Genomic DNA, 17,343 nt, shown 5'->3' on the forward strand with positions numbered 1-17,343 from the left:
GCCGACCTCTCCCCGCGCGCGGGGAGAGGTGAGACGCCGGCCGTGGGCTTACTTTCTCACTTACACCGCACGCTTCATGGCGTCGGCAAGATCGGTCTTCTCCCAGGAGAAGCCGCCGTCGGCGTCCGGGGTGCGGCCGAAATGGCCGTAGGACGAGGTCCGGGCGTAGATCGGCTTGTTGAGGTCGAGATGGGTGCGGATGCCGCGCGGGGTCAGGTCCATCACCTCGGCCACGATGGTCTCGAGCTTGTCCTCGGACACCTTTCCGGTGCCGTGGGTGTCGATGTAGATCGACAGCGGCCGCGCCACGCCGATCGCGTAAGCGAGCTGCAGGGTGCATTTGTCGGCGAGGCCGGCGGCGACGACGTTCTTGGCGAGGTAGCGCGCCGCATAGGCCGCCGAGCGGTCGACCTTGGTCGGGTCCTTGCCGGAGAACGCACCGCCGCCATGCGGGGCCGCGCCGCCGTAAGTATCGACGATGATCTTACGGCCGGTAAGGCCGGAGTCGCCGTCCGGGCCGCCGATGAAGAACTTGCCGGTCGGGTTGATGTGCCAGATCGTCTTGTCGGTGATCCAGCCGTCGGGCAGCGCCTGACGCACATAGGGCTCGACGCAGTCGCGAACCTGGTTCGAGGTCAGATCCTCGACCAAATGCTGATGCGACACCACGATCTCGCGGACGTATTGCGGCTTGCCGTTCTCGTACTGGATCGTCACCTGGCTCTTGGAGTCGGGGCCGAGAATCTTCTCCTTGCCGGAGTGGCGGGCTTCCGAGATCAGCCGCAGGATCTTGTGGGCGTAGAAGATCGGCGCCGGCATCAGGTCCGGGGTCTCGTTGGTGGCGTAGCCGAACATGATGCCCTGGTCGCCGGCGCCCTCTTCCTTGTTGGTGCCGGGCTGCAGCGCGTCGACGCCCTGCGCGATGTCGGCCGACTGCGGATGCAGCAGGATCTCGATGTCGCAGGTCTTCCAGTGGAAGCCGTCCTGCTCGTAGCCGATGTCCTTGATGGCGTCGCGCACCACCTGCTCGATCTGCTCGTTGGTGACCGAGGCCGGGCCGCGGGTCTCACCGGCGATCACCACCTTGTTGGTGGTCGCGAGCGTCTCGCAGGCGGCACGGATCGCCCACGGATCGATGCCGGCCTTCGGCCCCTCGCGGTAGAACAGATCGACGATCTCGTCGGAGATCCGGTCGCAGACCTTGTCCGGATGGCCTTCGGACACGGACTCACTCGTGAACATATAAGACGCGCGCATCAGTAACCCCTTGTCCGCCGGAGCTTCGGCGGTGTTTTCGTGAAAGATAGTCATCCTGTCGAGATGTCAGTCGCGCCTGCGCGAGATGACGTAGGATTCGTCGTTGAACCAGAGACCGCTGTGCTTGCGCAGAACCTCTCTGGTGGCTTCCAAGTACTGGCCGTCCCGGGTCACCTCGGTGATCCGATCGTCCTCGATCTGCGCGACATACACCGCGGCATTCCATGCTGCAAAGGCCGTCGAATTGCCGATCGGTCCGGTGACCTCATTGGGCAAAGCCTCCATGTCGTAGCGAAAGATCGAGCGGTTATCGGCGTAGGCGTTGAAGTTCAGGTCTCTACCAGCCGAGCCGAGCTCGTATTTGACCGCGCGCAACAATTCGTGGCGGCTGACCGAGAACGGGTTCTCGTCGGGCCAGATCGATTGGACGATTTCCAATCCGGGATCGTGGCCGTGGGAGTGGATGCCGATCAGCCGGCCGCCGGGGCGCAGCGCACGGGCCAGCGGCGCGATGATCCGCTTGGCCCGGAAGTTGACGGATGATTTTGCCCGGTACGGCTGCGAGGCGACGATCAGGTCGAAATTGGCCTCGGTGCGGCCGGCGCGCGGGATCACCGCGTCGAGCAGGAAGCGGTGGTCCTCGCGGTACAGTACGATCGCGACCGGGCGCTCGTACACCGGCATCCCGGTGCGCGGGCTGACATTGGCGCGCCAATTGTCCTGCAGGAACGGCGCCAGCTCGGCGATCTGGGTTTCGAATTCGCCCGAGGAGCCGCCGCGCAGCGCCACCTCGTGCCAGATCATCCCGGCGGCGGCCGCGGACGACGCCGGCGTCAGCCACGGCGCCTCGGCGTAGTTCATGTTGGTGAACACGAACACCGAGGCCGGGTGCTCGAACAGCCGGTCCGGCACCTTGTCGAGCGTCAGCCGCAGGTCCTCGACGCTGAGCTCCTTGCCGGAGACGTAGAACGGTATCTGCGGAAACCGCCCATGCATCGCACGCAGCACGCGCGCCAGCACCGTGCCGTCGCCGCAGCCCGCATCGAACACGCGCAGCGCGGGCGGGCGCGGGTGGATGTTGGCGAGCTCCAGCGCGACGCGGTCCGCCACCACCCGCTTTTCCCCGCAAGTGTGGACGAACAATAGATATTTCTGGCGGTTCTCGAAGAACCGGAAGTTGCTGCGCGGGTCGCGGCGCTCCAGCGGCACCACCAGCCCCCGCGGCGGCGGCGCAACGCCCAGCCCAGCAGCAACAAAAGCCTCAATCCGCTCCAACGTATCCAGCGTAATGCGTTTGCCCTCGCGCAGCCGGTACACCAGCTTGCCGTCATTGACCGCACGCCGGCCGAATGTCGTCTCGGCCATCCCGGCCTGACGGCAGTAGTCGGATATCCGGCTGAGAAGCTGGTCGTTGTTCATGCGGCGGGTGGGCAGTTCCGAATTGATCACCCCTCTTAGCACGCATTTCCCACCGCCGGAAGTGCAACGATCGGACGGATACCGTCGATATTTCGGTACAAACTTCGACTTGAACCTAACAAACTGTCATTGGGAAACCGCAATCCGTCTGCTAAGACGCGGGCGAGTCCGGCGGGTCCGGGCGCCTCACGAGACGGATCGAGCCATGCGCATCACGATGATCGGAACGGGTTATGTCGGACTGGTATCGGGGGCATGTTTCGCCGATTTCGGCCACCAGGTGACCTGCGTCGACAAGGATGCCGGCAAGATCGCGGCCCTGCATCGCGGCGAAATTCCCATCTACGAACCAGGACTTGACGAGCTGGTGGCGGCCAACGTCAAGGCCGGGCGGCTCGACTTCACCACCGACCTGACCGCCCCGGTGGGCGAAGCGGACGCGGTGTTCATCGCCGTTGGGACCCCGTCGCGGCGCGGCGACGGCCATGCAGACCTGTCCTATGTGTATGCGGCCGCAAAGGAAATCGCCGCTGCCCTGCAGGGCTTCACGGTCGTGGTGACCAAGTCGACGGTCCCGGTCGGCACCGGCGACGAGGTCGAGCGGCTGATCCGCGAGACCAATCCCACCGCTGACGCGGCGGTCGCCTCGAATCCGGAGTTCCTGCGCGAGGGCGCGGCGATCCGCGACTTCAAGTTCCCGGACCGCATCGTGATCGGCACCAATGACGAGCGCGCCCGCAAGGTGATGGGCGAGATCTACCGTCCGCTGTCGCTGAACCAGGGCCCGCTGATGTACACCGCGCGGCGCACCGCCGAGCTGATCAAATACGCCGCCAACGCCTTCCTGGCGACCAAGATCACCTTCATCAACGAGATGGCGGACCTCGCCGAAAAGGTCGGCGCCGACGTCCAGGACGTCGCCCGCGGCATCGGCATGGACAACCGGATCGGCGCCAAATTCCTGCACGCTGGCCCCGGCTTCGGCGGCTCGTGCTTCCCCAAGGACACCCGCGCGCTGGTGAAGATCGGCCTCGATTACGAGGCGCCGCTGCGCATCGTCGAGGCGGTGATGGCGGTCAACGACAACCGCAAGCGCGCGATGGCACGCAAGGTGTCAGCAGCGCTCGGCGGCAACATGCGCGGCAAGACCGTCGCGGTGCTCGGCCTCACCTTCAAGCCGGACACCGACGACATGCGCGAGGCGCCGTCGATCCCGCTGGTGACCGGCCTGCTCGACATGGGCGCCAAGGTGAAGGCGTTCGATCCCGCCGGCATGGACCACGCCAAGGCCGAGCTGCCGGACATCACCTATTGCGACGACGCCTACGACTGCGCCAAGGGTGCCGACGCGCTGGTGATCGTCACCGAATGGGTGCAATTCCGTGCGCTCGACCTGCCGCGGCTGAAAGCCGCGATGGCGCAGCCGATCGTCGTCGACCTGCGCAACATCTACCGCCCCGCCGAAATGGCCGAGCACGGCTTCAGCTATCACAGCGTCGGCCGCGGCGACGCGTAGTCGCGCGCATTGGAGCCGCTGATTCCGCTGGGAAGTCCCTGCGGTCGCGCGGTCTTCTTCCCTCCCCGTCGTCAGATCCGATCTCGCTTAGCGCGAGCGGGCGTACACGCGCGCGTTTACGCAACACTATTGACCGACCGTTCGGTTAAGCATTACGATCAGCAGAAAGCATAAGGTGCGATCGGCGCGGTCGGCGTCGTATAAGACACCGGGATTGGATCAGGCCGAAGACGCTCGGAAGAAGCGCGCGGGCCTGCAACGGAGGAAACGGATTCATGGCTCACTACACGCATGTCCTGCGCAGCGTCGCCGTCGGCGCGACGGCCTTGGCGCTGTCGAGCTTTTCGCTGATGCACACCGCTTTGGCGGCCTCGACCATCAAGCTCGGCTCGGTGCTGTCGATCACCGGCCCGGCGTCGTTTCTCGGCGATCCCGAGGACAAGACGCTGAAGATGTACGTCGACAAGATCAACGCCGCCGGCGGCGTCGACGGCCAGAAGATCGAGCTGGTCGTCTATGACGACGGCGGCGACGCCAACAAGGCGCGCACCTTCGCCACCCGCCTGGTCGAGGACGACAAGGTGGTGGCGATGATCGGCGGCTCCACCACCGGCACCACCATGGCGATGATCCCGGTGTTCGAGGAGGCGCAGATCCCGTTCATCTCGTTCGCCGGCGCGGTCGAGATCATCGATCCGGTACGCAAATACGTGTTCAAGACGCCGCACACCGACAAGATGGCGTGCGAGAAGATCTTCGAGAACATCAAGGCGCGCAAATTGACCAAGGTGGCGATGATCTCCGGCACCGACGGCTTCGGCTCGTCGATGCGGGCGCAGTGCCTCAAGGTCGCACCAAACTACGGCGTCAGCATCGTGGCCGAAGAAACCTACGGCCCGCGCGACAGCGACATGACGGCGCAGCTCACCAAGATCAAGAACACCGCCGGCGTCGAGGCGGTGGTCAATCCCGGCTTCGGTCAGGGCCCAGCGATCGTCACCCGCAACTACGCACAGCTCGGGATGTCGTCGACGCCGTTCTACCAGAGCCACGGCGTCGCCTCGAAGAGCTTCATCGAACTCGCCGGCCCCGCGGCCGAAGGCGTGCGACTGCCCGCCGCGGCCCTGCTGGTCGCCGACAAGCTGCCGGACAACGACCCGCAGAAGAAGGTCGTGGCCGACTACAAGAAGACCTACGAAGACACCACCAAGCAGCCGGTTTCGACCTTCGGCGGCCATGCCTATGACGGCCTGTACATCCTGGTCGACGCCATGAAGCGGACGAAATCGACCGACCCGAAGAAGGTCCGCGACGAGATCGAAAAGACCAAGGGCTTCGTCGGCACCGGCGGCATCGTCACCATGTCGCCGACCGACCACCTCGGCCTCGACCTGTCGGCGTTCCGGATGCTCGAGGTCAAGAACGGCGACTGGACGCTGGTACAGCCGGGAAGCTGAGCACAATCGCGAGTCATTCCGGGGCGCAGGCGCCAGCCCGCGAACCCGGAATCTCGACCCAACAACGTCTGGATTCCGGGTTCGCGCGTCTCACGCGCGCCCCGGAATGACGAGTGCCCTGGGCGATCCGCCGCGCGTTCAATCGATCTGAAAGTCACTCCGAGCGCCATGTCCGAACTTCTGCAATTCCTGATCTCGGGGCTGACCGTCGGAGCGGTGTATGCGCTGGTCGCGCTCGGCTTCACGCTGGTCTATCACGCCGCCGATGTCGTCAATTTCGCGCAGGGCGAATTCGTCATGCTCGGCGGCATGGTCACCGTGATCGCCTATGCGGCCGGCGTGCCGCTGCCGCTGGCGGCCGTGCTGGCGGTGATCGCCGCGGTGATCGTCGGCCTGTTGCTGTATTGGCTGGCGATCGCGCCGGCACGCGGCGCCTCGGCGGTGTCGCTGATCATCATCACCATCGGCGCCTCGATCCTGCTGCGCGGCGCGGCGCAGATCGTGTTCGACAAGCAGTTCCACAAGCTGCCGGCGTTCTCCGGCGACGCGCCGATCCATCTGCTCGGCGCAGTGATCCAGCCGCAGAGCCTATGGGTGCTCGGCGGCGCGGCGCTGGTGGTGCTGACGCTGTATTACGTGATGGAGCGGACGCTGATCGGCAAGGCGGTGGTCGCCACCGCCGCGAACCGGCTGGCGGCGCAGCTGGTCGGCGTCAACGTCGCCACCGTGATGGCGCTGGCGTTCGGCGGCTCGGCCGCGATCGGCGCCATCGCCGGCATTCTGATCACGCCGATCACCCTGACCAGCTACGACGTCGGCACTCTGCTGGCGCTGAAGGGCTTCGCCGCGGCGATGTTAGGGGGCATGGGCAACCCGCTCGGCGCGGTGATCGGCGGGCTGCTACTCGGCCTCTTGGAATCCTTCGGCGCCGGCTATGTGTCGTCGACCTACAAGGACGCCATCGCCTTCATCGTCATCCTCGCCGTGCTGTTCGTCGCGCCCCAAGGGCTGGTCGGCCGCCGCAACGTCGAGCGGGTCTGAGCGATGCCGAACCTGCTCGGCCGCCGGTCCGCCATTCTGATCGCGCTCGCGCTGGTGATGGCGGTGCTGCCGCTGCTGTTTCCGTCGAGCTATTACTTCCGCGTCGCCGCGCTGGTGTGGGTGTCGGCGCTGGCGGCGATCGGGCTCAACATTCTGATGGGCAAGGCCGGCCAGGTCAGCCTGGGCCACGCCGGCTTCTTCGGCATCGGCGCCTATGCGGTGGCGATTCTGCCGATGCATCTCGGCCTCAACGCACTGCTCGCGGTGCTGGCCGGCGCCCTGCTGTCCGCCCTGCTCGCCTTTCTGGTTGGCCGGCCGATCCTGCGGCTGAAGGGGCATTATCTCGCCATCGCCACGCTCGGGCTCGGCGTGCTGGTGGCGATGGTGATCACCACCGAAAGCGGCTGGACCGGCGGCCCCGATGGGATGCCGGTGCCGAAGCTCAGCCTGTTCGGCTGGCGCGTCTCCGGCTCGACGACCTGGTACTGGATCACGGCCGGGCTCCTGCTGATCGGCACCTGGTTCGCGCTCAACCTCGACGACACGCCGACGGGGCGCGCGTTCCGCGCGTTGCACGACAGCGAGGTCGCGGCACGCACCGCCGGCGTGCATGTCGAAAGGTTCAAGCTGCAGGCGTTCGTCATCGCCGCGGTGTACGCCTCGATCGCCGGCTCGGCGCTGGCGATGATGAACGGCTTCGTCAATCCGGATCAGGCCGGCTTCCTGCATTCGGTCGAGCTGGTGACGATGGTGGTGCTCGGCGGCCTCGGCTCGATCGTCGGCAGTATCGTCGGCGCCGCCCTGCTGGTGGTGCTGCCGCAATTGCTCACCGTGTTTCAGGACTACGAGCATTTCCTGCTTGGTCTGATCATCATCGTGTCGATGATCTTCATGCGCGACGGCATGGTTCCGATGCTGGCGAAGCTGGCAAGGAGAGCGCGGTCATGAGCCTGCTGAAGGCCAGCGATGTCGGCATCTCGTTCGGCGGCGTCAAGGCGATCGACGGCGTCGGCTTTTCGGTCGCGCCCGGCGAGATCCTGTCGATCATCGGCCCGAACGGCGCCGGCAAGACCACGCTGTTCAACGTCGTCTCCGGCATGTACGCCGCCGATCACGGCCGGATCGAGCTCGACGGCCGCGACGTCACCGGCCTGCCTCCGGACTCGCTTGCCAGCCGCGGCCTGTCGCGCACCTTCCAGAACCTGCAGATCTTTCACCGTATGACCGCCGCCGAGAACGTGATGGTCGGCCGGCATCTGCAGGAGCGCTGCAGCCTGTTCGCCGATCTGCTGCGCCTGCCCTCGGTGACGCGGCAGAACCAAGCCACCCGCGCGGCGGCGCTGACGCTCCTCGATCAGGTCGGGCTGCGCGATGTCGCCGACGTCGCGGCGGGCTCCCTGTCGTATGGCGCAAGCAAGCGGCTGGAGATTGCCCGCGCGCTCGCCGCCGAGCCGCGGGTGCTGCTGCTCGACGAGCCGGCAGCCGGGTGCAATTCGGTCGAGACCGAGGAAATCGACCGGCTGATCTGCCGCGTCGCCGACCAGGGCATCGCGGTGGTGCTGGTCGAACACGACATGAAGCTGGTGATGAAGATCTCGCATCGCATCCTGGTGCTCAATCAGGGCCGGATGCTGGTCGAAGGCACGCCTGAAGAAGTCCGGCACAATCCGCTGGTGGCGGAAGCCTATCTCGGCCGCCACGGCGCGCGGGAGGCGGCGCGTGCTTGAGGTGAAGGACCTGCACAGCGGCTACGGCCGGATCGACGTGCTCAAGGGCATCGGCCTCGAGGTACGCGCCGGTGAAGTCGTCGCGCTGATCGGCTCCAACGGCGCCGGCAAGACAACGCTGCTGCGGGCGCTGTCCGGCGTGCAGCCGGTGTCCGGCGGAGAAATCCGGTTTCTCGGCCAACGCATCGACAAGCTGGCGCCGCACAAGCGCGTCGGCCTCGGCATCACCCAGTCGCCCGAAGGCCGGCAGATATTCGGCCCGCTCAGTGTCGCCGACAATCTCAGGCTCGGCGCTTATTTGCGCAGGGACGACGGCATCGAGGCCGACCGCGAGCGCGTCTATTCGATGTTTCCGATCCTGAAGGACAAGCGCGACCAGCAAGCCAGCGGCCTGTCCGGCGGCCAACAGCAGATGCTGGCGATCGGCCGGGCGCTGATGGGCAAACCCAAATTGCTGCTGCTCGACGAGCCCTCGCTCGGGCTGTCGCCGATCCTGGTCGACCAGATCCTCGACGCCGTGGTGGCAATGCGCAACAGTGGCATCACCATCATGCTGGTCGAACAGAACGCCGCGGCCGCTCTCGAAATCGCCGACCGTGGCTACGTCATCGAAACCGGCCGGATCGTGCACAGCGGCCCCGCCGCAGAGCTGCTCACCGATCCGAAGGTGAAGGCGGCGTATCTGGGCATCGACTGACGGCGACCGATCAGGCACGTCGTCATTCCACCCCACACGGTCATTCCGGGGCGCGAGCGCCAGCTCGCGAACCCGGAATCTCGCGGTTGTGGCGCACCCGGAGTCGCAACAACATCTGGATTCTGGGTTCGCTCGCTTCGCGAGCGCCCCGGAATGACGCTGGACCAAAAAAACGCAAATGGCCGGGACGAGCCCGGCCATCACGCAGATCCAAAGGCTCGAAAGAAGACGCTACTTCCCCCAAACGTCCCAGGAGACTTCCACCGCGAGGCGCAGCTTGTCCCACTGCTCCTGCTCGGACAGGATGTTGCCTTCTTCGGTCGAGGCGAAGCCGCATTGCGGCGAGAGCGCGAGCTGCTCGAGCGGCACGAACTTCGACGCCTCTTCGAGCCGGCGCTTGATCGCGTCCTTGCTCTCCAGTTCGCCGAACTTCGAGGTGATGACCCCGACCACCACGACCTTGTTGCCCTTCGGCAGGAAGCGCAGCGGTTCGAAGCCGCCGGCACGCTCGGAATCGTATTCCAGGAAGTAGCCGTCGTAGTTGATGCCGGCGAGCAGCGTCTCGGCCACCGGCTCGTAGCCGCCCGACGAGATCCAGGTCGAGCGGAAATTGCCGCGGCAGACGTGGGTGGTGATCACCATGTCGGACGGCCGGTCGGCGATCGCGTAGTTGATCACCCGAGCGTAGATCTGTTGCAGATTGTCCGGATTGTCGCCGCGGGCGCGCGCCTTCTGCAGTTCGTCCTGCGAGCAAAGATACGCCCACACGGTGTCGTCGAACTGCAGATAGCGGCAGCCGGCGTCGTAGAACGCCTTCACCGCCTTGCGATAGGTCTTGGCGAGATCCTCGAAGAAGCCGTCGAGATCCGGATAGACGTCACTGGAGATCGCCTTGCGGCCGCCGCGGAAGTGCAGCACCGCCGGCGACGGAATCGTCATCTTCGGCGTCACATGCGCGATCTCGGCGTGCTTCTTCAGGAAGCGGAAGTGATCGAGCATCGGATGATCGTCGGGGAAGTCGAGCTTGCCGACGACGCGGATCGAATCGTTGCGGGTCTGCACGCCGGCGAACTGAATGCCGGTGTCGGGATGGTAGAGTTCGCAACCGGTGAGATGGCTGAGGAAATCGAAGTGCCACCACGAGCGGCGGAACTCGCCGTCGGTCGCCAGCTTCAGCCCGATCGCCGATTGCTTGTGGACGACTTTTTCGATCTCCATGTCCTCGACCGCCTTCAGCTCGGCGGCGGTGATCTCGCCCTTCTCCAGCTTGGCGCGGGCTTCCTTGATCTTTTGCGGCCGCAGCAGGCTGCCGACCTCGTCGGCGCGGAACGGTGGCTTTGTTCTTTGCGTCATTTCAACTCCCCAAAGTCAGCTCTTGGCCCCGCCGGAGACGCCCAGATAGCGCTCCAGCGTCGCGGCATCGTCCTTCAGCGCCGCACTCGCCGCATCATGCACGATCGCGCCGCGTTCCAATATCACAACCCGATCGGCGAGCCGGAGGATTTTTCGCGCGTTCTGCTCGACGATGATCGAGCAGATGCCGCCGGATCGGGTGATGCTGCCGAGCGCGGTTAGCAATTCGTCAACGATGATCGGCGCCAGCCCCTCGGTCGGCTCGTCGAGCAGCAGCACCTTCGGATTGAGCGTCAGCGCACGGCCGATCGCCAGCATCTGCTGTTCGCCGCCGGAGAGCTGATTGCCGAAATTGCTGCGGCGCTCCTCGAGCCGCGGAAACATCTCGTAGACCCGCGCCACCGTCCATGGCCCAGGCTGCGCCACCGCGGTGAGATTCTCTTCCACGGTGAGCGACTTGAAGATGTTGCGCTCCTGCGGCACCCAGCCGATGCCGGCGCGCGCCCGCTGATCCGGGCGCAGCGCGGTGACGTCGACGCCGCCGACCGCAAGGGTGCCGGAGAAGCGGCGGGTGACGCCGACGATGGAATTGATCAGCGTGGTCTTGCCGGTGCCGTTGCGGCCAAGCAACGCCAGCACTTCGCCTTCGGCGAGACGCAGCGACATCGACGGCAGCACCACCGCCTCGCCATAGCCGGCGCGGAGCTTATCGATCGCAAGCAGATCAGACATCGGCATCCTCGCCGAGATACACCGCCTTCACTTGCGGATCCCGCGCCACTTCGTCGGGCGTGCCTTCGGTCAGCAGCGCACCGGAGACCAGCACCGAGATCCGGTCGGCGAACGAAAACACCAGGTCCATGTCGTGCTCGATCAGCAGCACCGTCACCTCGCGCGGCAGGCCGGCGACCGCGGCGAGAATGTCATGGCGCTCGCTTTCCGGCACGCCGGCGGCAGGCTCGTCGAGCAGCAGCACCCTTGGTTTGGTGGCGATCGCCACCGCGATCTCGAGCAGCCGCTGCTTGCCATAGGGTAGCGTGCCGGTCGGCTCGTTCATCACGTCGAGCAGCTTGAAGCGCTCGAGGTTCTCGGCGATCTCGCCGTTGATGTCGGCGCGGGTGCCCATCCGCCTCCACCAATCGCCGCCATGGCCCGAGCGCTCCGACACGGCAAGCCCAATGGTCTCGAGCGGTGTCAGATCGGCATAGAGCTGGTTGATCTGGAAGGTGCGTGACAGCCCGCGCAGCACCCTCTTGTGCACCGGCATATGGGTGATGTCGTGGCCTTCGAGCAGGATGCGGCCGCCGTTCGGCTTGAGCACGCCGGTGAGCTGGTTGATCACCGTGGTCTTGCCGGCGCCGTTCGGGCCGATCAGCGCGTGGCGCGCGCCGGCTTCGACGTTCAGCGACAGATCACGGGTGACGGCGAGACCGCCGAAGTGCTTTTCCAGGCCAATGGTCTGCAGCGCCAGGGTCATTCCGCGCCTCCCGCCGCCGGCTTGCCGTCCCGCACCGCGCGCGCGATCCTGCGCGGCAAGAACAGCACCCAGCGATGCAGCCGCTCGCGGCCGATCATCACGATCACCACCAGCACCAGCCCGATCCAGAACAGCCAATATTGCGGCGTCAGGATCGAGAACGTCTCCTGCAGCAGCTTGAACACCACCGCGCCGATCAGTCCGCCGTACAGATAACCGGTGCCGCCGAGCACCAGCACCAGGATCAGATCGGCCGAGCGCTCGAACGAAAACACGTCGAGCGAGGCGAGCTGGGTGGTCTGGGTGAACAGCGCGCCGGCGATGCCGGCGTAGAACGCCGCGAAGCTATAGATCGCCACCAGCCGGGTGTTGACCGGGATGCCGACCGCCGAGGCGCGCAGCGGATTGTTGCGGATCGCGCGCAAGCTCAGGCCGAACGGCGAATGCACCACCCGGCGTGCCAGCAGGAACAGCACAAACAGCACCGCGAGCGTGTACCAGAACCCGACCTTGCCGAAGATGTCGAACTCGAACACGCCGAGCAACGGCTGCATCACGATGCCCTGCAGGCCATCGGTGCCGCCGGTGATGTCGGAGAACCGCTCCGCCAGCGCTTCCAGCAACAGCGCGATGCCGAGGGTCACCATCAGCCGGGTGAGATCGACACCGCGGATGACGAGGAAGCTGGTGGCGAAGCCGAGCACCGCCGCAGCGAGGCCCGCGACCAGCAGCGCCAGCACCGGCTCGCCGACGATGCCGTGCAGCGCGAGCAGGCCGGCGCTGTAGGCGCCGACGCCGAAGAACGCCGCATGGCCGAGCGAGACGATCCCGGCATAGCCGAGGATCAGGTCGAGCGACAGCGCGAACAGCCCGAGCCGCACGATCTCGGTCATGATCAGATAGCGGGACGGAAACAGCAGGCCACAGCCGATCAGCACGGCCCAGAACGCCAATTCAGACCAGTGCCAGCGCGCGCTGCGACGAGCGTGGAAGCCAACGATTTCGGGAGGGGTCGACATGGTCATCAGCGCGCCGCGGTGCGGCCGAACAGGCCGTTGGGACGCCAGATCAGGATCACGATCATGATGGTGTAGATCACGAACGGCCCGAGCTTGGGCAAATAGTATTTGCCGGCGACGTCGCCGATGCCGAGCATCAGCGAGGCGAGGAACGGCCCGGTGATCGAGGACGAGCCGCCGACGGTAACGACGATCAGAAAGTAGATCATGAATTTCAGCGGGAAATACGGATCGAGCCCAAGGATTTCGGCGCTGAGCGCGCCGCCGAACCCGGCGAGCCCACACCCAAACGCAAAGGTCAGTGCGAACACCTGCGGCACGTTGATGCCGAGGCCGGATGCGACGCGCGGATCATCGACCGCGGCGCGCAGCCGGCTGCCGAACCGCGTCTTCGCCAGCGTCAATTGCAGCCCGACCGTCAAGAGACCGCAGATCACGATGATCATCAGCCGGTAGCGACCGATACCGACGCCGAATAGGTCGATCTGCCCTTGCAGCGCCTCCGGCAGCTGCATGAACACGCGGGACGATCCCATGATGTAGTCGACCGCGGCGACCGACATGAACACCAGACCGACACTGAACAGAACCTGGTCGAGGTGGGAGCGCGTGTAGAGATGCCGATACAGCAGCCGCTCCAGCACCGCGCCGATCGCGGCGCTGGCGAGGAAGGCGAGCGGCAGCGCCGCAAGGAACGGCCAGCCTGCCTGATTGACCAGCACGGCGCAGACATAGCCGCCGGCCATCGCGAACGCGCCGTGGGCGAGGTTGACGAAATTCATCAGCCCCAGCGTCACCGCCAGCCCGCACGCAAGCACGAACAGCAGCATGCCGTAGGCGACACCGTCGAACAGAATAGTGAGCAGGGTCATCGCGATTCAATCATCAGCGTTCGTCATTCCGGGATGCGCCCCTGTTGGGGCGCAGGCCCGGAATCCATACTCCCTGCAGGGGTCATGGATTCCGGGCTCGCGCTGCGCGCGCCCCGGAATGACGAAAGCCAAATCGGAGCGCGCAGTCGCCTACTTCTTCGTCTTGCCCGGGTCCTTCACCGCGTCGACCTTGTCGAACTCGACGTTGTAGAGCTCGCCGTCGACCTTCTCGACCTTGCGGATGTAGACATTCTGGACGATGTCGCGGGTGTCGGGATCGATCGAGATCGGGCCGCGCGGGCTTTCCCAGGCCATGCCCTTCATCGCCGCTACAAGCGAATCGCCGTCGGCCTTGCCACCGGTCTTCTTCAGCGCTTCGTAGATCAATTGCATGCCGTCGTAGCCGCCGACCGCCATGAAGCCCGGCCGCTGGCCGTAGTCCTTCTTATAGGCTTCGACGAATTTCTTGTTCAGCTCCGACGGATGCGCCGCCGAATAGATGTGCGCGGTGACCACGCCGATCGCGGCATCGCCCATGCTGTTCAACAGATCGTCGTCCATCACGTCGCCGGGGCCGATCACTTTGATGCCCGACTTGTCGAGGCCGCGCTCGGCGAACTGCTTCATGAAGTTGCCGCCCTGCCCGGCCGGCACGAACACGAACATCGCATCCGGCTTGGCGTCCTTGGCGCGCTGCAGGAACGGGGCGAAGTCCGGATTCGCCAGCGGCACCTTGACCTCTTCGACGATCTGGCCGCCGCCGGCCGTGAAGTGCTCCTTGAACGCCTTCAGCGCGTCGTTGCCGGGCGCGTAGTCGGAGGTCAGCGTCACCACCTTCTTGATGCCGTTCTTCGCCGCCCAGTCGCCGATCACGGTGGAGGATTGCGGCAGCGTGAACGAGGTGCGGACGATGTAGGGCGAGCGCTCGGTGATAATCGAGGTGCCGGCCGCCATCACCACTTCCGGTACCTTGGCCTGCGTCGCCAGCGGAGCGGCAGCGAGCGCCGCAGGCGTGATGCCGAAGCCGGCGATGATGTTGACCTTGTCGTTGACGATCAATTCCTGGGCGAGCCGCTTGGTGTTGTCCGGCACCGCGGCGTCGTCCTTCAGGATGACTTCGATCTTCTTGCCGGCGACGGTGTCGCCGTGCTGTTTCATGTAAAGCTTGACGGCATTGTCGATCTGCTTGCCGGTCGAAGCTTGGCCGCTGGTCATCGGCACGATCAGGCCGATCTTCACGGTGTCCTCGGCGTGCGCCACCGCGATCGGCGCGGCGCCTGCCAGAGCGATGCAGGCGGCCTGCAACAGCGTTCGTCTGCCTATCCGCATGGATGTTTCCTTTTCCTCTGAGTTTTGTTTCTCGCCTCTTTTTCGAGGCTTTATCCGTCCACCATAGCCGACATCGCGCAGCGCTGTCCCTCGCGCCTTATCATTGCCATGGAAACTAAAATGATGGCGCAATAACAGGTATGCCGCTATCCGATAACAGGCGACGGTTTGGACCGATCGGGCAGACGCGGTAAACAGATGCGTCGGCGCCTTGCAGCCGGCGACAAGCGAGGTCGAGAGTGTCGATGCGAATTGGGTTGCCGAGTGGACTGCGCGTTGTCGGCGCTATCGTGATGTTGAGCACGCTGACAGGCTGCGGCAGCATCAACAGCGCATTGACCACCGGCATGGCAGATTATGTGCCGCAGTGGGCCGGCGGACTGCCGCCGGACGCGCCACCGCGCCCTGGTACCGCCAAGTACGACGCCTATATGCAGGAGCAGGAGCGGCTCCGGAAGATGCCGGCGGCCGAGCGGGAACGACTCGAAGCGGCAAAGGCAGCCGAATCCGGGCGCCCGGCACCGGGCGCGTCCGCCCGGTAAGGACGAACGCCAGCGGTCGTCCGCTCCTCCCGCATCCCGGAGTCTGGACACCATGCGCTGGTTTTTCGGCGGCCTCGCCGCGCTCGTCATTCTGCTCGGACTCTATCTCGGCTCTGCGTTGGTGTCGCTCGGCGGCCTCGCCGATGCGGTGCGGAACGGCGACGGCGCCGCAGTGATCGCCCGCACCGACGTCAAATCGCTGACGCAGTCTTTGGCCGATCAGATCGTCGCGGCCTATCTCGACCGGATCGGACAGACCCGCGAGGTGCGCGCCACGGAGCGCATGCTGGTGCGCGCCGCCGGCCTCGGCCTCGCCGACGCGATGATCGCCAAGATGATGACGCCGGACAACCTGACAAAGCTGCTCAAGACCGGGAAGCTCCAGGGCGTCCAGGATCTGCCGCCGATCGCGGGCCTGCCTCAGCTCGGCGATATCGACACGAGGAACGTGCTGGCGACGCTCAACCGGTTCCGCTTCGTCGAGCCGGTCGAATTCGCAGTCAGGATCAGCGACACCACCGAGGACGATGCCTACAGCGAAATCAGGCTGCACTTCGCCGGTTCGGGCTGGAAGCTCGCCGGTCTGGTGCTACCGAACCGCGTCGCTCGCGAGCTCGCAGCTACGCTGCCGGCGAAATAGGCCTCAATCGGTAAACACCACCGTCTTGCGGCCATTGAGGATGACCCGGTCGTCGAGGTGATAATGCAGCGCCCGGGACAGCACCCGGCGTTCGATATCGCGGCCCTTGCGCACCAGATCGGCCGGCGTGTCGCGATGGCTGATGCGTTCAACGTCCTGATCGATGATCGGGCCCTCGTCGAGCGCGCTGGTGACGTAATGCGCGGTGGCGCCGATCAGCTTGACACCTCGATCGAACGCCTGGTGGTACGGCTTCGCACCCTTGAAGCCCGGCAGGAACGAGTGATGAATGTTGATGCAGCGGCCGGCGAGCCGCGCTGACATCTCGTCCGACAGGATCTGCATGTAACGCGCCAGCACCACCAGATCGGTGTGGGTCTGCGCGACCAGCGCGGTGATCGCCGCCTCCTGCTGACGCCTCGTCTCCTTGTTGACCGGGAAATGGTAGAATGGGATCTCACCGAAATCGAACCCGCTGAAAGTCTCGCGCGGGTGGTTGGAGACGATCGCGGTCGGGATCATGTGCAGGTCGCCGACCCGCCAGCGATACAGGATGTCGGCCAGGCAATGGTCGGACTGCGACACCAGCAGCATCACTTTGCGCCGGGTCTCGCGGTCGCGCATGTGCCAGCCCATCGTGAACTTCGCCGCGATCACGCCGAAACCAGTGCGCAGCGCCGCCAGCGGAATCACCTTGTCGGCGGCGTTGAACACCACCCGCATGAAGAAGTGGCCACTCTCGGTATCGTTGTATTGCTGCGCGTCGAGGATGTTCTGCCCGTTCTCGAACAGGAACGTGCTCACGGCGGACACGATGCCGGCGCGATCCGGGCAGGACAGGGTCAGGACATATTGATGATGGGGCATGGCGATTTTGGTAGCAGCGCCGCAGGCGCTGGAACTCGTTGCGGTGCCCTGCTGTAGCACCGCCGCATCGCTTGCGCCAATCCCGCTGGCCGGCGCAAGATGCTTCGACAAAGGGCGAAGGACGAGCAAT

Annotated in this window: 17 protein-coding genes; 8 read left to right on the top strand and 9 right to left on the bottom strand. The window is 65.4% G+C overall.

Features of this window, described 5'->3' with window-relative positions; translation table 11 throughout:
• Positions 1–60 precede the first annotated feature (60 nt).
• A complete protein-coding gene (metK, locus tag DNX69_RS25050) occupies positions 61–1,257 on the bottom strand; it encodes a methionine adenosyltransferase (RefSeq protein WP_110788775.1) in 1,197 nt (398 codons plus the stop codon).
• 66 nt (positions 1,258–1,323) lie between these two features.
• Entirely contained in the window at positions 1,324–2,676 is a 1,353-nt protein-coding gene (locus DNX69_RS25055) for a hypothetical protein (protein WP_110788718.1), read from the bottom strand.
• 205 nt (positions 2,677–2,881) lie between these two features.
• Here DNX69_RS25055 and DNX69_RS25060 point away from each other — a divergent pair, with 205 nt between their 5' ends.
• The 6 genes from DNX69_RS25060 to DNX69_RS25085 all read left to right on the top strand — a co-directional run bounded on the left by DNX69_RS25060 (position 2,882) and on the right by DNX69_RS25085 (position 9,114).
• Positions 2,882–4,192 carry a UDP-glucose dehydrogenase family protein gene (locus DNX69_RS25060; RefSeq protein ID WP_110788719.1) on the top strand — a complete coding sequence of 437 codons (1,311 nt, stop codon included), beginning with the start codon at positions 2,882–2,884 and terminating at the stop codon, positions 4,190–4,192.
• Positions 4,193–4,467: 275 nt separating this feature from the next.
• The gene (locus tag DNX69_RS25065; protein ID WP_110788720.1) at positions 4,468–5,649 is read left to right on the top strand and encodes an ABC transporter substrate-binding protein; all 1,182 of its coding nucleotides are present in this window, start codon (positions 4,468–4,470) and stop codon (positions 5,647–5,649) included.
• 168 nt (positions 5,650–5,817) lie between these two features.
• Positions 5,818–6,690, top strand: coding sequence for a branched-chain amino acid ABC transporter permease (locus tag DNX69_RS25070; RefSeq protein ID WP_110788721.1), 873 nt, complete (start codon positions 5,818–5,820; stop codon positions 6,688–6,690).
• A gap of 3 nt (positions 6,691–6,693) precedes the next feature.
• Positions 6,694–7,638, top strand: a complete 945-nt coding sequence (locus DNX69_RS25075) for a branched-chain amino acid ABC transporter permease (RefSeq protein ID WP_110788722.1) — start codon at positions 6,694–6,696, stop codon at positions 7,636–7,638.
• Positions 7,635–8,417, top strand: a complete 783-nt coding sequence (locus tag DNX69_RS25080; RefSeq protein WP_110788723.1) for an ABC transporter ATP-binding protein — start codon at positions 7,635–7,637, stop codon at positions 8,415–8,417. Before DNX69_RS25075 ends, DNX69_RS25080 begins: the two co-directional genes overlap by 4 nt.
• Positions 8,410–9,114: an ABC transporter ATP-binding protein gene (locus DNX69_RS25085; RefSeq protein WP_110788724.1), complete on the top strand. Its 705-nt coding sequence runs from the start codon at positions 8,410–8,412 to the stop codon at positions 9,112–9,114. Before DNX69_RS25080 ends, DNX69_RS25085 begins: the two co-directional genes overlap by 8 nt.
• Before the next feature lie 231 nt (positions 9,115–9,345).
• Here DNX69_RS25085 and DNX69_RS25090 read toward each other — a convergent pair whose 3' ends face one another.
• The 6 genes from DNX69_RS25090 to DNX69_RS25115 all read right to left on the bottom strand — a co-directional run bounded on the left by DNX69_RS25090 (position 9,346) and on the right by DNX69_RS25115 (position 15,164).
• Positions 9,346–10,467: a cobalamin-independent methionine synthase II family protein gene (locus tag DNX69_RS25090; RefSeq protein WP_110788725.1), complete on the bottom strand. Its 1,122-nt coding sequence runs from the start codon at positions 10,465–10,467 to the stop codon at positions 9,346–9,348.
• Positions 10,468–10,482: 15 nt separating this feature from the next.
• Positions 10,483–11,199 carry an ABC transporter ATP-binding protein gene (locus DNX69_RS25095; RefSeq protein WP_110788776.1) on the bottom strand — a complete coding sequence of 239 codons (717 nt, stop codon included), beginning with the start codon at positions 11,197–11,199 and terminating at the stop codon, positions 10,483–10,485.
• A complete protein-coding gene (locus tag DNX69_RS25100; protein WP_110788726.1) occupies positions 11,192–11,944 on the bottom strand; it encodes an ABC transporter ATP-binding protein in 753 nt (250 codons plus the stop codon). The genes DNX69_RS25095 and DNX69_RS25100 overlap by 8 nt, the downstream gene beginning before the upstream one ends.
• A complete protein-coding gene (locus DNX69_RS25105) occupies positions 11,941–12,969 on the bottom strand; it encodes a branched-chain amino acid ABC transporter permease (protein ID WP_165825324.1) in 1,029 nt (342 codons plus the stop codon). Before DNX69_RS25105 ends, DNX69_RS25100 begins: the two co-directional genes overlap by 4 nt.
• The gene (locus DNX69_RS25110; protein ID WP_110788727.1) at positions 12,969–13,835 is read right to left on the bottom strand and encodes a branched-chain amino acid ABC transporter permease; all 867 of its coding nucleotides are present in this window, start codon (positions 13,833–13,835) and stop codon (positions 12,969–12,971) included. The genes DNX69_RS25105 and DNX69_RS25110 overlap by 1 nt, the downstream gene beginning before the upstream one ends.
• Before the next feature lie 150 nt (positions 13,836–13,985).
• Complete coding sequence (locus tag DNX69_RS25115) at positions 13,986–15,164, bottom strand: ABC transporter substrate-binding protein (protein ID WP_110788728.1); 1,179 nt, start codon at positions 15,162–15,164, stop codon at positions 13,986–13,988.
• A gap of 245 nt (positions 15,165–15,409) precedes the next feature.
• Here DNX69_RS25115 and DNX69_RS25120 point away from each other — a divergent pair, with 245 nt between their 5' ends.
• Positions 15,410–15,706: a hypothetical protein gene (locus DNX69_RS25120; protein WP_110788729.1), complete on the top strand. Its 297-nt coding sequence runs from the start codon at positions 15,410–15,412 to the stop codon at positions 15,704–15,706.
• Between the two features lie 52 nt (positions 15,707–15,758).
• Complete coding sequence (locus DNX69_RS25125; RefSeq protein WP_110788730.1) at positions 15,759–16,346, top strand: DUF2939 domain-containing protein; 588 nt, start codon at positions 15,759–15,761, stop codon at positions 16,344–16,346.
• A 3-nt stretch (positions 16,347–16,349) separates the two neighbouring features.
• Here the strand turns inward: DNX69_RS25125 and purU are convergent, their stop codons facing one another.
• Entirely contained in the window at positions 16,350–17,213 is an 864-nt protein-coding gene (gene purU / locus DNX69_RS25130) for a formyltetrahydrofolate deformylase (RefSeq protein ID WP_110788778.1), read from the bottom strand.
• Positions 17,214–17,343 lie beyond the last annotated feature (130 nt).

It is taken from the genome of Rhodopseudomonas palustris (assembly GCF_003226555.1).
GTDB lineage: Bacteria > Pseudomonadota > Alphaproteobacteria > Rhizobiales > Xanthobacteraceae > Rhodopseudomonas > Rhodopseudomonas palustris_I.

What these genes read in the sequence shown, in the direction of transcription:
- DNX69_RS25060 (WP_110788719.1), top strand. Translation starts at nt 2,882, where the DNA reads ATGCGCATCACGATGATCGGAACGGGTTATGTCGGACTGGTATCGGGG.
- DNX69_RS25055 (WP_110788718.1), bottom strand. Translation starts at nt 2,676, where the DNA reads ATGAACAACGACCAGCTTCTCAGCCGGATATCCGACTACTGCCGTCAG.
- DNX69_RS25110 (WP_110788727.1), bottom strand. Translation starts at nt 13,835, where the DNA reads ATGACCCTGCTCACTATTCTGTTCGACGGTGTCGCCTACGGCATGCTG.
- DNX69_RS25125 (WP_110788730.1), top strand. Translation starts at nt 15,759, where the DNA reads ATGCGCTGGTTTTTCGGCGGCCTCGCCGCGCTCGTCATTCTGCTCGGA.
- DNX69_RS25090 (WP_110788725.1), bottom strand. Translation starts at nt 10,467, where the DNA reads ATGACGCAAAGAACAAAGCCACCGTTCCGCGCCGACGAGGTCGGCAGC.
- purU (WP_110788778.1), bottom strand. Translation starts at nt 17,213, where the DNA reads ATGCCCCATCATCAATATGTCCTGACCCTGTCCTGCCCGGATCGCGCC.
- DNX69_RS25120 (WP_110788729.1), top strand. Translation starts at nt 15,410, where the DNA reads ATGCGAATTGGGTTGCCGAGTGGACTGCGCGTTGTCGGCGCTATCGTG.
- DNX69_RS25080 (WP_110788723.1), top strand. Translation starts at nt 7,635, where the DNA reads ATGAGCCTGCTGAAGGCCAGCGATGTCGGCATCTCGTTCGGCGGCGTC.
- DNX69_RS25100 (WP_110788726.1), bottom strand. Translation starts at nt 11,944, where the DNA reads ATGACCCTGGCGCTGCAGACCATTGGCCTGGAAAAGCACTTCGGCGGT.
- DNX69_RS25115 (WP_110788728.1), bottom strand. Translation starts at nt 15,164, where the DNA reads ATGCGGATAGGCAGACGAACGCTGTTGCAGGCCGCCTGCATCGCTCTG.
- DNX69_RS25105 (WP_165825324.1), bottom strand. Translation starts at nt 12,969, where the DNA reads ATGACCATGTCGACCCCTCCCGAAATCGTTGGCTTCCACGCTCGTCGC.
- DNX69_RS25095 (WP_110788776.1), bottom strand. Translation starts at nt 11,199, where the DNA reads ATGTCTGATCTGCTTGCGATCGATAAGCTCCGCGCCGGCTATGGCGAG.
- metK (WP_110788775.1), bottom strand. Translation starts at nt 1,257, where the DNA reads ATGCGCGCGTCTTATATGTTCACGAGTGAGTCCGTGTCCGAAGGCCAT.
- DNX69_RS25065 (WP_110788720.1), top strand. Translation starts at nt 4,468, where the DNA reads ATGGCTCACTACACGCATGTCCTGCGCAGCGTCGCCGTCGGCGCGACG.
- DNX69_RS25070 (WP_110788721.1), top strand. Translation starts at nt 5,818, where the DNA reads ATGTCCGAACTTCTGCAATTCCTGATCTCGGGGCTGACCGTCGGAGCG.
- DNX69_RS25075 (WP_110788722.1), top strand. Translation starts at nt 6,694, where the DNA reads ATGCCGAACCTGCTCGGCCGCCGGTCCGCCATTCTGATCGCGCTCGCG.